We start from the raw sequence: 16,477 nt of genomic DNA on the forward strand, positions 1-16,477 counted from the left end.
TGGGGCTGCTTCGCAGCCCATCGCCGGCAAGCCAGCTCCCACTCCGACGGCATCGAACTTTAAGCCATGCGCCGTACTTGTGGGAGCCTGGCTTGCCAGCGATGGGCCGCAACGCGGCCCCGGATTGCTTGATTGACTGGCATCAGGCTGGAGTCCTCTCGCCAGTGGTTTCGGCTTTGCCATTGCCCGCCAACCGCATCACCACCACGAAGAACACCGGCACGAACACCACCGCCAGGGTGGCGCTGAGCATGCCGCCGATTACCCCGGTGCCGATTGCCTGCTGGCTGGCCGAGCTGGCGCCGCTGGCAATGGCCAGTGGCACCACGCCGAGGATGAACGCCAGCGAGGTCATCACTATCGGCCGCAGGCGCAGGCGCGCGGCCTGCACGGCTGCGTCGGCAGCATCCACGCCCTGGTCGACCAGGCTCTTGGCGAACTCGATGATCAGGATGGCGTTCTTCGCCGACAGGCCGATCAGGGTGATCAGGCCGACCTTGAAGAATACGTCGTTGGGCATGCCGCGCAGGGTCACCGCCAGCACCGCACCGAGCACGCCAACAGCGGTACTACCAGCAGTACTGCAGTGGGGATCGACCAGCTTTCATACAACGCTGCCAGGCACAGGAACACCACCAGCAACGACAGCGCCATCAGCATCGGTGCCTGGCTGCCGGAAAGCCTTTCCTGCAGCGACAGGCCGGTCCATTCCAGGCCGGTGCCGGCCGGCAGCCGAGCCACCAGGCGTTCGATTTCGGCCATGGCTTCGCCCGAACTGTAGCCGGCTGCCGGCTCGCCGGAAATGGACACCGCCGGGTAACCGTTGTAGCGGGTCAGCTGCACCGGGCCGCTGACCCACCTGGCCTGGACGAAGGCGCCCAGTGGCACCATCTTGCCGCTGTCGTTGCGCACGTGGATCTTCAGCAGGTCTTCGACCTGGCTGCGCTGGTCGCCTTCGGCCTGCACCACCACCCGCTGCATACGGCCCTGGTTGGGGAAGTCGTTGACGTAGCTCGAGCCCACGGCCACGTCCAGCACCGTACCGATATCGGCAAACGACACACCCAGGGCGTTAGCCTGGCGGCGGTCGATTTCCAGCTGCACCTGCGGGCTTTCCGCCAGCGAGGCTTCGCGCACGTTGGTCAGCACCTTGCTCTTGCCGGCATTGGCCAGCAGTTCGTCGCGGGCGGCCATCAGTTCGGCGTGGCCCATGCCGCCGCGGTCCTGCAGGCGGAACTCAAAGCCGGTCGACTCGCCAAGGCCATCGATCGGCGGCGGCAGCACGGCGTAAGCCACGGCGTCCTTGAGCCGGGTGAAGGCCATGGTCGCGCGGTCGGCGATCGACTGGGCGCTGTCGTCGGCGCCGCGTTCGGACCAGTCCTTGAGCGTGGTGAAGGCCAGCGCCGCGTTCTGCCCGCTGCCGGAGAAGCTGAAGCCCAGGATCAAGGTGGTGTTGCCCACGCCCGGTTCTTCGGCGTTGTGCCCCTCGATCTGTGCCGCCACCTGTTCGGTACGCATGCGGCTGGCGCCTGGCGGCAGCTGAATGTCGGTGATGGTGTAGCCCTGGTCTTCGGTGGGCAGGAACGCCGTGGGCAGTTGGCTGAAGCCGTAGCCCAGCACCGCCAGCAGCACCGCATATACCAGCAGGTAACGGCCGCTGCGCTTGAGCGCCTGTACCACCCAGCGCTGGTAGCCATTGCTCATGCCCTCGAAGCGGCGGTTGAACCAGCCGAAGAAGCCCTTGCGTTCGTGGTGCTCGCCCTTGGCCACCGGCTTCAGCAGGGTGGCACACAGCGCCGGGGTCAGGCTGAGGGCCAGGAACGCCGAGAACAGGATCGACACGGCCATCGACAGCGAGAACTGCTGATAGATCACCCCCACCGAGCCTTGCATGAAGGCCATCGGCAGGAACACCGCCACCAGCACCAGGGTGATGCCGACGATTGCGCCGCTGATCTGGCCCATGGCCTTGCGCGTGGCCTCCTTGGGCGGCAGGCCTTCCTCGGCCATGATCCGCTCGACGTTTTCCACCACCACGATGGCATCGTCGACCAGGATGCCGATGGCCAGCACCATGCCGAACAGGGTCAGTACGTTGACCGAAAAGCCCATCGCCAGCATCACGGCGAAGGTGCCCATCAGCGCCACCGGCACCACCAGCGTCGGGATCAGGGTATAGCGCAGGTTCTGCAGGAACAGGAACATCACCGCGAACACCAGCAGCATCGCTTCGAACAGGGTGTTGATGACCTGCTGGATCGACACCTTGACGAATGGCGAGGTGTCGTAGGGGATGTCGTACTTGACGCCTTCCGGGAAGTAGCGCGCCAGGTCCTGCATCTTCGCCCGCACCAGGGTGGCGGTTTCCATGGCGTTGGCGCCTGGCGACAGCTGCACGCTGAAGGCGGTGGCCGGCTTGCCGTTCAGGAGCGTGCCGTACTGGTATTCCTGGGCACCGATCTCGACCCGGGCGACATCGCCGATGGTGACCGTGGAGCCGTCCGGGTTGGCGCGCAGGACGATGGCGGCAAACTCCTCGGGGCTGCTCAGCTGGCCCTTGACCACCACGTTGGCGGTGATCTCCTGGCTACCGCGGCCGGGCAGGTCACCGATGCTGCCGGGGGCGACCTGTACGTTCTGCACGGCGATGGCCTGGGCCACATCGTTGGGCGTGAGGTTGAAGCCGATCAGCTTGCGCGGATCGATCCAGATGCGCATGGCACGCTCCGAACCATACAGCTGGGCCTTGCCGACGCCCTTGAGGCGGCGGATTTCGTCCATCACGTTGCGCGCGAGGATATCCGACAAGGCGGTTTCGTCGAGCTTGCCATCTTCGGAGGTGAGGGTGGCCAGCAGCAGGAAACCGGTGGAGACCTTTTCCACCTGCAGGCCCTGCTGGGTCACCGGGCGTGGCAGGCGCGACTCGACCACCTTCAGGCGGTTCTGCACGTCGACCTGGGCCAGGTCCGGGTTGGTGCCCGGGGCGAAGGTGGCGGTGATGGTGGCGCTGCCCAGGCTGCTCTGCGACTCGAAGTACAGCAGGTTGTCGGCGCCGTTGAGCTCCTGTTCGATCAGGCTGACCACGCTCTCGTCCATGGTCGCCGCCGAAGCGCCCGGGTACACGGCGTAGATTTCCACCTGCGGCGGGGCCACGTTGGGGTACTGGGCCACTGGCAGCTGCGGGATGGCCAGGGCACCGGCCAGCAGGATGAACAGGGCGACCACCCAGGCGAATACCGGGCGGTCGATGAAGAATTGCGGCATGGATCAGGCCCTCACTGGCCAGTGTGCTGTGCGATGGGCGATGCCCCTGGTGCGTTGTCGACCTGCACCTGGTCACCGGCCTTGACGTGTTGCAGGCCCTCGACCACCACCTGCTCACCGGGGGTCAGCCCTTCGCTGACGATCCAGCGGTCGCCCTGGGCGCTGCCCAGGACCACCTGGCGGTCGCTGACCCGGGCCTGCGCATCGACCACCAGCACCTTGGGTACGCCGGCGCTGTCGCGCAGGATGGCGCGCTGCGGCACACTCAGCCCCTTGGGTTGCACGGCCTGTTCCAGGCGTACGCGCACGTAGCTGCCGGGCAGCAGGTCGAGGTCCGGGTTGGGGAACTCGCTACGCAGGGTGATCTGGTTGGTGCTGGGGTCGACGCTGATATCGGAGAACAGCAGTTTGCCCGGCAGCGGGTAGGTGCTGCCATCGTCCTGGATCAGCGTGGCCCGTGCCTGGCCATCGCCGACCTGCTGCAGCTCGCCGGCACGCAGGGCGCGGCGCAGGGCGTTGAGCTCACGGGTGGACTGGGTGACATCGGCGTGGATCGGGTCCAGCTGCTGGATGGTCGCCAGTGGCGTGCTCTCGTTCTGCCCGACCAGCGCACCTTCGGTGACCTGGGCGCGGCCGATACGGCCGGAAATCGGCGCGGTCACGGTGGCGTAGCCGAGGTTCAGGCGGGCGCGCTCCAGCGCGGCCCTGGCCTCGGCCACTGCGGCATCGGCCTGCAGGTAGCTGGCCTTGGCGTTGTCATATTCCTGGCGGCTGACGGCCTTGTCGTCGACCAGCTCGCGGTAGCGTTGCTCCTGCAGGCGCGCCTGGTACAGGGTGGCCTCGGCCTTGGCCAGGGTGGCGCGGGCGCTGTCGTGGTCGGCCTTGAACGGCGCCGGGTCGATCAGGAACAGCACATCGCCCTGCCTGACGTCGGTGCCTTCGCGGTACACCCGCTTGAGTACCACACCGGCAACCCGCGCGCGCACCTCGGCGGTGCGCGGTGCGAGGATGCGGCCGCTGAGTTCGCTGCTGATGGCCAGTGGCTGCAATTGCAGGGTTTCCACCCGCACTTGTGGGACGGGGGCTTGCTCTTCCTGTTCGGCGCTGTCGTCGCAGCCGGCCAGAGACAGGCTCAGAAACGCCAGGAGCGCCAATGGGCGCAGGCGTGGGGGGAGGGTAGTAGGCATACGGATCTTCCGATGATGACCCCCGATATGCTACGGCAGGCGCTCCATGGGTGGCTGTTAATACCTGTAGGACGAGTGTGAAAAAGTGTGAAGAACAATCCTCTCGACCTGTAGGGTTCTATATTCTGCGTGTACCTGTACCGGCCTCTTCGCGGGCTTGCCCGCTCCCACAGGGACTGCACAGCTTTCAAGTGCTGTTGGGTCCCTGTGGGAGCGGGCAAGCCCGCGAAGAGGCCGGTGAGGTCTTACCCCAACCCAGATTCCCAAGCGCCTATGCCGAATATTTTCCTGGTCGAAGACGACAGCGCCCTGTCCGAACTGATCGCCAGCTACCTGCAACGCAACGACTTCCATGTCCAGGTGATCGCCCGTGGCGACCATGTGCTGGACGAGTACCGCCGGCAAAAGCCTGACCTGGTCATCCTCGACCTGATGCTGCCGGGCATCGATGGCCTGCAGCTGTGCCGCCTGCTGCGCCAGGAGTCGCAGGGCCTGCCGATCCTGATGCTGACCGCCCGCGACGACAGCCACGACCAGGTTCTGGGCCTGGAAATGGGCGCCGACGACTATGTGACCAAACCCTGCGAGCCGCGTGTGCTGCTGGCCCGCGTGCGCACTTTGCTGCGCCGCAGCAGCGTCAACGAGCCGCGCCTGGACAACGACCTGATCCTGATTGGTGGCCTTCGCATCGACCTGGCCGAGCGCACCGTGAGCTGGCGCGGCGAAGAGGTGGAACTGTCCAGCGGCGAGTACAACCTGCTGGTGGTACTGGCGCGCAATGCCGGCGAAGTGCTGAACCGCGACCGCATCCTGCAGCAACTGCGTGGTATCGAGTTCAACGGCACCGACCGCTCGGTGGATGTGGCCATTTCCAAGCTGCGGCGCAAGTTCGACGATAACGCCGGCGAAGCGCGCAAGATCAAGACCGTATGGGGCAAGGGCTATCTGTTCAGCCGCGTCGAGTGGGAGTGCTGACCGCCCATGCTGAAGATACTGGTGCGGCTGTACCTGGTGATCATCGTCGCCTATGCCGGTGCGCTGCTGTTCATCCCTGACACCATCGTCGGCCTGTTCCAGGACCGCTTCATGGCCTACAACCTGGACCAGGCCAAGGGCGTGCAGTCGCTGATCGTGCGCCAGTTCCGCCAGGCCCCCCGCGAGCAGTGGCCAGCGGTCGAGCAAGAGCTGGCCAGTGATTTCGCACCGCTGGAGCTGCAGCTGCTGCGCATGGACCAGGCCGACCTGAGCGAGGACGAGCAGGCACGCCTGGAGCATGGTCTGTACGCCGTGCGCATTGCCGAATGGGGCTACTACGAGACCGTGCTGGCGCCGCTGGACAAGGAATGGCTGGTGCGCCTGCACTCACCGCCAGACCCGCTGGACATCAATGTGCTGTCGTGGGGGGTGACGGTACTGATCGGTGCAGCCATGCTCGGTTGCCTGCTGCTGTGGGTATGGCCGCACTGGCGTGACCTGGAGCGCTTGAAGGAAACCGCCCGGCGTCTTGGCCAAGGGCAGATGGCCGAGCGTACGCACATATCGCCGCACTCCAACATCGGCGAGCTTGCCGGGGTGTTCGACACCATGGCCAGTGACCTGGAGCGCCACGTGAACCAGCAGCGCGAGCTGCTCAATGCCGTGTCGCACGAATTACGCACGCCGTTGACCCGGCTGGACTTCGGCCTGGTGCTGTTGTTCGACGAAGTGCCGCCAGCCTGCCGCAAACGCCTGCTGGAGCTGGTGGGGCATGTGCGTGAGCTGGATGAGCTGGTGCTGGAGCTGTTGTCCTACAGCCGGCTATACAACGCCGACCAGGCCCGCGAGCGTGTCGAGGTGTCGTTGCTGGAGCTGGTCGACAGCGTGCTTGGCGCCTTTGCCGAAGAACTCGATGGCCGGGGAATCCAGTGGGAGGTACGGGCTGAGGGCGATTTGCCGCGTTTTGTGCTGGACCCGCGGCTGACGGCACGGGCGGTGCAGAACCTGGTGCGCAATGCCATGCGTTACTGCGACGAAAGCCTGTTGCTGCGCTTGCGCCTGGAGGACGATGGCGCTTGTCTGGTGACGGTGGAGGATGACGGGATTGGTATCCCGGTGGAGGAGCGCGAGCGGATTTTCCAGCCGTTCTACCGCCTGGACCGTAGCCGCGACCGCAATACCGGCGGGTTTGGCCTGGGCCTGGCGATCAGCCGGCGGGCGATCGAGGGGCAAGGTGGCACCTTGACCGTGGCGCAGTCGGCGCTGGGTGGGGCGCAGTTCCGGATTCGTTTGCCTGCCGGGTGATGTATTGCCTGTGCCGGCCCTTTCGCGGGCTTGCCCGCTCCCACAGGGCATTCCCAGGATTCGAAGCCGGTGCGGTCCCTGTGGGAGCGGGCGAGCCCGCGAAGAGGCCGGGCCTGCTAACCACTTTCTGCCAGCCGGGCGGACCACAGCACAAACCGGTCCTTGCCACTGTGCTTGGCCGCGTACAACGCCCGGTCGGCACGTACCAGCGCCGTGGTCAGGCTCTCGCCCCGGTCCACCCGGGCCAGGCCGATGCTGATGGTTACCGGGTGCTCCCCCACGTCCTCGCGCACCCGTTGGCACAGCGCCGCCACTTGTTGCTCGGCGGCTTTGCTGGTCCAGCCCCTGGAGAAAAATCGCAAATTCCTCGCCGCCCAGCCGGGCAAACGCGTAACCGGCCATGCTCGCCTTGATATGCAGCGCAACGCGCTTGAGCACTTCATCGCCCACATCATGGCCGAAACGGTCATTCACCCGCTTGAAGTTGTCGATGTCGATCATCGCCAGGTACTGCTCGGCGGTGGCCAGGCGCAGCAGACGGCCGGCCTGGGCCATGAACGAGCGGCGGTTGGGGATTTCGGTCAGGGCATCGACATAGGCCTGGTCCAGCAGCACCTTGGACAGATAGAAGTTGTGCAGCTTGGCCTTGCGCATTTGCAGGTAGCTGTAGATAACCAGGCCGCTGAGGAACACTGCGTAGCTGAACAGCATGGCGCCTTCGAGCGCGTCCGCTTCGATACGGGTGTGGTAGAACGGGTTAAGCACCAACCAGGTGATGGCCATGGCACAGAAGAACGACCAGCGCCGCACCGGCAGCACCGACACCGCATACAGCACGGTGGAGACCCCGAGCACCAGCCACACCGGGCGCAGGGCCACCGGGATGCCTTCGATCACCAGGCGCATGCCCAGGGTGATGCTGGCAATGAACAACAGGTTGAGCACATCGAAGTGATGGCTGCGACGGGTGAACCGCAGCACCACAGTGAGGCCGCAGAGCACGGTGATGAAGAGACAGGACAGCCAGGTGAAACCCTGGCCGCCGAGGAAACTGACGATCAGGTCGAAGACCAGCCAGATCAGGATGCTGACGCAGAACACCAGCAGGCAGAACGGGCGCATGGCCTCGAATTCGTGCTGGCGGAACTCGGCGCGCAGGGCGGCGGGGGCGACCTGTTTGCGCACGTGGGCTTCGATGGTCTTGAACATCGGTGGGCTCCTGAGAGTACTGCATGACCAGGCCCGGCCTCTTCGCGGGCGCCCGCTCCCACAGGGACCGCACAGGGTTCCGGTGCAGTGGGGACCTGTGGGAGCGGGCGTGCCCGCGAAGAGGCCGGTACTGGAGACTCAACTGCTGGGCAAAACACCACGGGCCCATGGCCGGTAACGCAGGTCAAAAACCGCTTCGGCATGGCACCCGGCGCCCTGCCTGGGCTCGGCAGGCTCAGCCCGAAACACTTGCCCTGGCTTGCTTACCTGGCGAAACGCCTCGCGCACCACGCCCACCCGGCACGGCAAGGCCTGTTCGTAACCCTGGCGCACCAACGCGGGCAAGCGCCCGGTCCCGGCGCCATCCTGCCACCACACAGTCAAGCCCAGCCCGGCCAGTTGATCCAGCCATGCGGCATTGACCCGCGGTGAGAGCTTGCCGGCGCTGAAGGCACTGATGTGCAAAGGCTTGTCAAGTTGCCGGTTGAAGGCCTGCAGTTGGCTGTGCAGCGCATCACGGCGGGCGGCCTCGCGAAAATGATGGTCGTCCAGCTCCAGGGGCAGGTACCAGCCGTCCACCGGCAACTGCCACGTCTTGCGCAGTTGCCGGTACTGGCCGAGCGAGCGCCCCAGCTGCGCCTTCCAGTAACTGTTCAGGCCTTCACCGTCCAGTTCGTCGAGGCGCTGGTAATAGGCCGGGTCCATGTACAGCCCCAGCACCAGTTGCAGGCCCTGGGCACGTGCGCTGCGCAGGCTGGCGGCCAGCCAGCCCTGGGCGCCGCCGAAATCGCTGTCACCATAGGCGCTCCACTGCACGATCAGGGTCTTGCCGCCCTGGGCCACGGTGGCGTGCCACAGTTGCTGCCACTGCGCGGGGGTGACATTGGCGTCACGGTTCAGGGGTTGATAGAACAGGCGCTGGTCGGCGCTGGCCGGCAGGCACAGGGCAAGCAGGCAGAGGGCCAGGAACGTACGCATCAGAAGGTCATCTCCGCACCGACCAGCACGCCGTTGGCGCGCTCGTATAGATTGCCGCCCAGCGATTGCTGGTACTCGGCACGCACTTTCAGCGAACCGCGGTAGGCGTTGTAGCGGTCGTCATCGAACCACCATTGCCAGCGCACGCCAACCCCGGCCCGGGCATCCTGGCGCCAGTCGTTGCTCGGGTCCTGGCTGGAAAACTCGACAAAGCCGTAAGGCATGATGGTTTGCGGCGAGCTGCCCGGCAGCTTCCAGGCGTGGCCCTGCTGGTAGCGCGACAGCCAGGCGTGGTCGCCGGCACGGGTCCACCAGGCGGCGTCAAGGTAGAGGAAGCGCTCGTTCCAGTCGTCTTCATCGACCCGCCAGTCGTTGCGCCAGTCGCCCTGGTCGAGGAACGAGGCAGTGGCACGCAACAGCAGGTCGTTACTCGATTCGGCGTGGTGACGCAGGTCGCCCCAGTTGCCGCCGACCTTGGCCGGGCTCAACAGCTGGCCCAGGCTCAGCCCGCGGTAGTGCTCTTCGTCGATCTGCCGCTGGTGGTACAGCTCGGCATACAGGTTGAGGTTGGCCTGGCCGAGTGGCTTGTAGCGCAGGCCGACGCCGGTACCCATGCTTTGCGCGTAGTCGGTGCGGCTTTGCCGCACCGAACAGCACGCGGCCATACACCGACAGGGTGCTGCCGTTGCGGCTGGGCTCTTCGCCCAGGGCGTGGTCCCACATGGCCAGTTGCACGTTCTGCGATTGTGCGCGGCGCGCAGTGCCGCTGCGCTGGCCATCGTCGAGGAACTTGTCGTTGGTCGAGGTGCCGGCTGGCGACCAGGTGCTGGCCAAGGTGATGGTGTCGCGCCGCGACAGGCTTTCGTGGGCGCGGCGCTGGCGGTATTTGCGGGCTTCCAGGCTGCCGTATTCGTCATCGCCGTCGACCAGGTCCTGCTCCACATCGAGGATGCGGCGCAGTTCGCGGCGTGCCGCAGCGCTGTCTTCGGCTTCGTCGTAGCGCAAGGCCAGGGTTTCGCCAAGGCGGTAGTCCTCGGGGAAGTCGTGGGTGGCGCGTTCAAGGTAAGGGATCGACTGGCGGCGCTGGGCCTTGTCCGTCGACCCGGCCAGGCGCATGCCGTAGTCGGCGCGGTAGCGCGGCTGGTCGGGTGCCAGGCGCACGGCTTCAGCCAGCCAGGCGCTGCTCTGGGCGCTGTCCCCGGCCATTAGTGCGGTGCTGGAGGCGGCGTAGTAGTGGTCGGCCCGCGGGTCATGCGCCAGGGCCCGGCGCTGGAAGCCGAGCGCGGCCTGGTAATCGCCTTGGCGCTGGGCGATGGCAGCACCCAGGGCCCAGTCGTCGGCACTATCGTGTGCGGCGGCGTCCCAATAGCGACGGGCTGCTTGCGCGTCGCCAGCGTTCAGCGCGCCACGGGCGGCGGTGAGGCGGGCGTTGTCGGTCCAGGCACTGTCGGGCAAGTTGCGCCAGATGGGCAGGGCAGCCTCGGAATCCCCGGCTGCCTCGAGGGCGTAAGCCAGGGGCAGGCGGTTGCCGCTGTCGCCCAGGCGCTCGGCGGCCTGGTAGTAGACCACCGCTTCGCCTGGCTGGTCGGGCATGGCGCAACGGCCCAGGGCGCGGTACTGGCCAGGCTCGCTCGGGGTGGCCGTGTACGGCCTGGCGCACGGCATCGCACTGGCCAGCCTCGGCCAGGCGGCCGAGCAGCTGGGCCCGGGTATTGGTGTCGACCCGAGGGATCAGGCTGAGCATGCGGCGGTTGTCCAGCGGCCTGTCATTACGCGCATAAAGGTTGCCCAGGCGCTGCAGCAGCGACTGTGCAAGGCGGCCTTGGTGGCGGTCGTAGGCCTGCTCCAGCAGTTGCCGGGCGTGTTCGCCATGGCCCTGCTGCATCAGCAGGAAGGTGGCTTGCTCCAGTGCGGCCTGGTCGCCGCTCTGCCGGTAGCGTTGCTCCCACTCGGCGGCGGTACGTGGCTGCGGGGGCTGCGGTGGGTCGCCGTACAGGCGTTGCCTGAGCACGGCGTAGGCCCTGGGGTCGGTGCTGGCGGCGCAGCCCTTGAACTGTTTGCGCGCCAGCTGCGGGTCGCGGCGTGACAGCCAGTCGACGGTTTCCAGGCAGGGGCGTTGCAACTCGTTGCTCAGGCGCTGTACCAGCGGCGCGTCGTCGCCTTCGCGGGCCAGCTCCCACAGTTGCTGGCGCTGCTCGGGCTGGTTCAATTGCTCATCCGGCAGTGCTTGCAGCCATCGCTGGGCCTGTTGGTTGTGGCCGACGGCGATGGCGCGATTGGCCATGGCCAGGCGGGCCTGGTTGGCTGCTTCGGGAGAAGGGGCGCTGGGCAGCAGCGCGTTCAACCCTTGTTCATCCACCTGCTGGATATAAGCATTGGCCAGACGCTGCCAGTCTTGGGCAGGCAACCGGCCTTGGTTGGCCAGCGGTTGCAACTGGTCGATGGTTTCCTTCCAGTCGCGCAGCTGTTCGGCGAAATTGGCCCGGGCCAGGCGCAGGACCTGGCCATCCCCCTGTAGCGGCAGCTGGTTGAGCCAGTCCAGCGCCTTTGCGGCGCCGCCGAACTTGGCCAGGCTCAGGCTGTAGGCCTGCCACAGGCGCACCCGGTGGGTGCCGTCGCTGCTGGCCAGCCACTGTTCCACCTGGCTTGCCGGTGGCGGGTCCTGTTCGATCCAGGTCAGGCGCAGTTCAAGCAGGGCGTTGGCGTACTCGGTGCTGCCGCCCAGTTGTTCGGCCAGTGCTTCTGCTTCCTTGTAGCGGCGCTGGTGGGCCAGGGCCTCCACCAGCAGCGCACGGGCTTCGTCGTTGTTCGGTACCCGGCCCAGTACGTGGCGGGTCAGCCGTTCGACCTCGGCCCAGTTGTCTTTCTTCGCCTCGCGGTAGCTGCGTTCCATGAACGGGTAGCTGGTGAACCGCTGGAACTCGGTCATCGGTGCCGCCGCGGCGGCGGGCAGGGCGGCGGAGCACAGCAACAGACCAGTGAAGGTGAGGGAAAAGCGCGGCTTCATGCCACCTCCCGGATCAGGTCAAAGGCGGCCTGCTGTTCGCTGGCCTGTTCGATGAGAGCCTGCTGCAGCACCTGCTCGGTAATGATGCCGCGGGCGATCAGGTGCTCCCCGAGGCTCTGGTGTTCCGGGTCGAAGTCGATCAGCGCCTGGTTGAACAGGGTGACCGGGACCATGCCGCGCACCTGCAGCAGGGCGCCGAGCATCACTTGGTGGTGGCTGACCCTTTCCAGCAGCGCTTCGTCGTCCTGATGGCGTTCGAGGACGGCCAGCATGTCGCGGGTTTCCGGCTTCTGCCAGGGGCTTGGGTAGTGGTAGCGCAGGCCCAGAGTCACCCGGCCCTGGGGTGCCAGGCGGGCGCTGACCGGGCGCTTCAGGTGGCGACTGATGACCCCGAGCGACACCTGGCTGACCGGGCTTTCGCTGGCCAGCACCAGCGTGTCGCCATCTTCGGCCACCGGCAGTACGCCGTAGTGCGTCGCCAGCTTGCGCGGCAGTTTGGCGATCAGTTGCGGGTCGAGCTTGAACGGGTTCAACGGTGCCCAGGGCAGGTCCAGTTGCTCGGCCAGGGTGGCGACCAGCTGTTCGCTGTTCAGCCAGCCGCGCAGCAGCAGCTCGCGGCCCAGGCGCCGGCGTACCGGGCTGGTGATCGCCTGTTGCAGTTGCTCGTCGCTGATCAGGCCCTTGGCCACCAGGCGCTGGCCCAGCGGTGTGCGAGCGGGGGCGGCGATGGCGGGGAATTCGTGAGTGGTCTTGTCCCAGGCCACGCGCCGCGAGTCACCCATTTCCATCACCTGGCGCAGGGCACGCAGGTTGGCGAAGAAGTTGACGAAGTTGCTCCACATCATCCGCGGTGCCGACAGCAGCCCTTCGCCGATGCCATAGAAGCGGGTGACGAACCAGGCGCGCTGGAACAGGCGATTGAACAGCAACAGCCCGTTCAGCCACAGCAAGGTGGCCAGCAACCAGCTGTCGCTGAGGATCGACATGAAGCGCCACGACTCTGGGGCAATGACCGTGACCAGCCACATGGCCAGCAACACCAGCAGCAACAGGTTGACCAGGAAACTCAGCAGGTAGGCGAACAGACCGCGGCGGTCACGCCAGAGGAAGTAGTTGAGCGCGCCCTTGCGGCTCCAGCCGAGGTTGCTGGTGCCCTGGAACACGATGCCCACGATCCATCGCGACTTCTGCCGGATGGCATGCTGCCAGTCGCGCGGGAAATGCTCGCGTACGCAGATCACCTGGGAGAATTCGCGGCTCATGCCGGGGCGCCATTCCTGCTTCAGGGTCAACGCCGGGTCGGTGATGGAGTAGCGAGCGAAAATGCACTTCATGCCCTTCTGTTTCAGGCGGAAACCGATATCGTAGTCTTCGGTGAGGCTCTGTACGTCGAAGGCGATGCCGTCGCCGTCCTCGAGCAGCGCGCTGATGGCGCGGCGGCTGAAGCAGGTGCCGACCCCGGCGCTTGGCACCTGGCCGGTCAGGGCCTCGCGCACGATCACGTCCTTGCCGTGATTCTCGGCGAACTCGTCGACATAGTGGCCGGCAGTGAAGCCTTTCCATTCCGGTGCATAGGGGTACACCGGGATCTGGATCATGTCCTTGTTCGGCAGCAGGTAGTTGAACAGGCGCAGCTCCATGGGCGAGATCACGTCTTCGGCGTCGTGCAGGATGAAGCCGGCGAACTGGATGCCGGCGTCCTGCTGGAAGCGCAGCAGCGCGTCGATGATGTTGTTCAGGCAGTCGGCCTTGCTGGTGGGGCCGGGGCGGGCGCAGACCACCTTGTGCACGTTGGGGTAATGCAGGCATACCGCGTCGACGTCGGCCTGGGTTTGTGGGTCGTTGGGGTAGGTGCCGACGAAGATCTGGTAGTTTTCGTAGTCGATGGTCGAGGCTGCCAGGCGCGCCATCTCGCCGACCACGCCCACTTCGTTCCAGGCAGGGACCATGATGGCCAGGGGTTTCTCCGGTACCTCGAACAGGCGTTTCTCGTCGGCTTTTTCGTACTTGTCGTAGATGCGAAAACGCCGGATCAGCTTGCGGCCCCAGTAGCACAGGTCGATGAACAGGTCATCCAGGCCCAGCAGGAACATCAGCGAGGCCAGGACGATCGCCAGGATTTTCAGGCCGAACAGCATCATAGGTGAGAAAATCGATGAATGCCAGGCTCATGTGGCGATCACCGCCAGGAAGGGGTAAGCCATCGTCTATATCCTCGTTCGATTCCCTGGACGAAGTTGTACGACTTGTCGCCGTTTGTACTGGATAGATACAAGCAGCCGAACGCGGGGTTGTCCAAATTTGAGCTTTTTCTTGTGACCCACTTCTTGTAGTTTTACAGGTCGTTTACCCAGGGAGCTGAACATGCAAGGCAAGGCACGCAAGATCGTCCAGGCCATTCTTTACGAAGCCATCGCCGTCGCCTGCGTGGCACCGGCGCTGGAGCTGGCGTTCGGTGCCGGCATGGCCCAGTCGACCGTGCTGTCGGTGCTGATGTCGGGTATCGCGATGAGCTGGAACATGGCCTACAACTGGGTGTTCGAGCGCTGGGAAGCGCGCCAGCACAGGCGTGAGCGCACTTTCCTGCGGCGCCTGCTGCACGCGCTGGGCTTCGAGGGGGGGCTGGTGCTGATCCTGCTGCCGCTGGTGGCGTACTGGCTGGATGTCAGTCTGTGGGCGGCGTTGCTGACCAATCTCGCGTTGTTCGTGTTCTTTTTCGTTTATGCGTTTGTGTTCCAGTGGGGCTTCGACAAGGTGTTCGATGTACCGCTTTCGGCGCAGCAGGCGAAGTGTTGACTTTGTGCCGCACTACCGGCTAAGTTGCTACCCCATGAATACCTTCCCGTACGTCAACGCCATTATTATTACCGCCATTATCAGCTTGGCGGGCTAGCGCGTACGTGCACCGAACCCGCCCTGGAGGCGGGTTTCTTCTCTCTGACTCCTGGGCAACGTGAACACAGCCAAGGAGTCATCGATGACCAGCTTCGTCAGCCCTCGTTCTACCGTCACCCCCCAGCAACTGCTGTCGGAGCAGGTGCGGCGCATTCTTGCCGCCCCGGTATACGACCTGGCCATCGAAACGCCTTTGCAAGCTGCGCCTGCGTTGTCTGCCAGCCTGGGCAACCAGGTGCTGCTCAAGCGGGAAGACCTGCAACCTACCTTCTCGTTCAAGATCCGCGGTGCCTACACCCGGCTGTCCCGCCTGAGTACCGTGCAGCGTGAGCACGGGGTGATCACCGCCTCTGCGGGCAACCATGCTCAGGGCGTGGCCCTGGCGGCATCGCACCTTGGCATCAGGGCCACCATCGTCATGCCTACCACCACGCCGTCGCTGAAAGTGGAAGGAGTACGTTCGCGCGGTGGCCATGTAGTGCTGCACGGCGAGAGTTTCCCCCATGCCTTGGCCCACGCGCTGAAACTGGCCGAAAGCGAAGGTGCTACCTTCGTGCCACCGTTCGACGACCCGGATGTGATTGCCGGGCAGGGCACCGTGGCCATGGAGATCCTGCGCCAGCGCCCGGGTGCGCTGGACGCCATCTTCGTGCCGGTGGGTGGCGGTGGGCTGATTGCTGGCATTGCCGCCTATGTGAAGTACCTGCGCCCTGAAGTGAAGGTGATCGGTGTCGAGCCAGAGGACTCCAACTGCCTGCAGGCTGCCATGGTGGCCGGTGAGCGGGTGATCCTGCCGCAGGTTGGCACTTTCGCCGATGGTGTGGCAGTGGCGCAGGTCGGCGCCCATTGCTTCGAGCTGTGCCGACACTTCGTTGACGAGGTGCTGACCGTGAGCAGCGACGAGCTGTGCGCGGCGATCAAGGACATCTATGACGACACCCGCTCGATCACCGAGCCGTCCGGCGCCCTGGCCGTGGCCGGGATCAAGAAGTACGTGGCGCGCGACGGCGTGCAGGGGCAGACCCTGGTGGCCATCGACTCCGGGGCCAACGTCAATTTCGACCGTTTGCGCCATGTGGCCGAACGTGCCGAACTGGGTGAGCAGCGCGAGGCGATCATCGCGGTCACCATCCCGGAGCAACCGGGCAGCTTCCGCGCCTTCTGCCAGGCCCTGGGCAAGCGGCAGATCACCGAATTCAATTACCGCTATTACCCTGGCAAGGAGGCGCGGCTGTTTGTTGGGGTGCAGACACACCCGCTGCACGACCCACGCGAGCAGTTGTTGGCCAGCTTGCGCGACCAGGGCTACAGCGTGCTGGACCTGACCGACAACGAACTTGCCAAGCTGCATGTGCGCCATACCGTGGGTGGCCATGCCGCGCCTGGGGCAGACGAACGGGTGCTGCGCTTCGAATTCCCCGAGCGCCCGGGGGCTTTGCTGGGCTTTCTGGAGCGGCTTGGCAAGCGCTGGAACATCAGCCTGTTCCATTACCGCAACCATGGTGCGGCAGAGGCCCGAGTATTCGCGGCGCTGGAGGTGCCGGCGGATGAGCTGGCGGGGTTGCCGTTGGCGCTGGACGAGATGGGGTATCGGTACTGGGATGAGACCGACAACCCGGCGTACAAGCTGTTCCTGGGTTGATACGCAAATCTCATG

6 protein-coding genes and 4 pseudogenes are annotated in these 16,477 nt (G+C 65.5%); 4 read left to right on the top strand and 6 right to left on the bottom strand.

Annotated elements, in window-relative coordinates:
- Positions 1 to 142: 142 nt before the first annotated feature.
- Both QIY50_22870 and QIY50_22875 read right to left on the bottom strand, forming a co-directional pair.
- Positions 143 to 3,264 (bottom strand): annotated as a pseudogene (locus QIY50_22870) (efflux RND transporter permease subunit).
- A gap of 11 nt (positions 3,265 to 3,275) precedes the next feature.
- Positions 3,276 to 4,451, bottom strand: coding sequence for an efflux RND transporter periplasmic adaptor subunit (locus tag QIY50_22875; protein ID WGV20108.1), 1,176 nt, complete (start codon positions 4,449 to 4,451; stop codon positions 3,276 to 3,278).
- Between the two features lie 273 nt (positions 4,452 to 4,724).
- On the opposite strand from QIY50_22875, the gene QIY50_22880 reads away from it, so the two are divergent.
- Both QIY50_22880 and QIY50_22885 read left to right on the top strand, forming a co-directional pair.
- Positions 4,725 to 5,426 carry a response regulator transcription factor gene (locus tag QIY50_22880; protein ID WGV20109.1) on the top strand — a complete coding sequence of 234 codons (702 nt, stop codon included), beginning with the start codon at positions 4,725 to 4,727 and terminating at the stop codon, positions 5,424 to 5,426.
- A 6-nt stretch (positions 5,427 to 5,432) separates the two neighbouring features.
- Entirely contained in the window at positions 5,433 to 6,731 is a 1,299-nt protein-coding gene (locus QIY50_22885) for an ATP-binding protein (protein ID WGV20110.1), read from the top strand.
- Positions 6,732 to 6,847: 116 nt separating this feature from the next.
- On the opposite strand, the pseudogene QIY50_22890 reads toward QIY50_22885, so the two are convergent.
- From QIY50_22890 to nrfB, 4 genes and pseudogenes are all read right to left on the bottom strand, one after another.
- Positions 6,848 to 7,940 (bottom strand): annotated as a pseudogene (locus QIY50_22890) (GGDEF domain-containing protein).
- A 138-nt stretch (positions 7,941 to 8,078) separates the two neighbouring features.
- On the bottom strand, positions 8,079 to 8,918 hold the full coding sequence (locus QIY50_22895; GenBank protein ID WGV20111.1) for a DUF4434 family protein: 840 nt from the start codon (positions 8,916 to 8,918) through the stop codon (positions 8,079 to 8,081).
- A pseudogene (locus QIY50_22900) lies at positions 8,918 to 11,925 on the bottom strand (phage receptor). Before QIY50_22900 ends, QIY50_22895 begins: the two are co-directional and overlap by 1 nt.
- Positions 11,922 to 14,097, bottom strand: a pseudogene (gene nrfB / locus QIY50_22905) (cyclic di-3',5'-guanylate-activated glycosyltransferase NrfB). Before nrfB ends, QIY50_22900 begins: the two co-directional pseudogenes overlap by 4 nt.
- A 192-nt stretch (positions 14,098 to 14,289) precedes the next feature.
- Here nrfB and QIY50_22910 point away from each other — a divergent pair.
- Together QIY50_22910 and ilvA are read left to right on the top strand one after the other, a co-directional pair.
- Complete coding sequence (locus QIY50_22910; GenBank protein WGV20112.1) at positions 14,290 to 14,721, top strand: PACE efflux transporter; 432 nt, start codon at positions 14,290 to 14,292, stop codon at positions 14,719 to 14,721.
- A 181-nt stretch (positions 14,722 to 14,902) separates the two neighbouring features.
- Positions 14,903 to 16,462 carry a threonine ammonia-lyase, biosynthetic gene (gene ilvA, locus QIY50_22915; protein ID WGV20113.1) on the top strand — a complete coding sequence of 520 codons (1,560 nt, stop codon included), beginning with the start codon at positions 14,903 to 14,905 and terminating at the stop codon, positions 16,460 to 16,462.
- Positions 16,463 to 16,477 lie beyond the last annotated feature (15 nt).

This window comes from Pseudomonas putida (genome assembly GCA_029953615.1).
Classification (GTDB): domain Bacteria; phylum Pseudomonadota; class Gammaproteobacteria; order Pseudomonadales; family Pseudomonadaceae; genus Aquipseudomonas.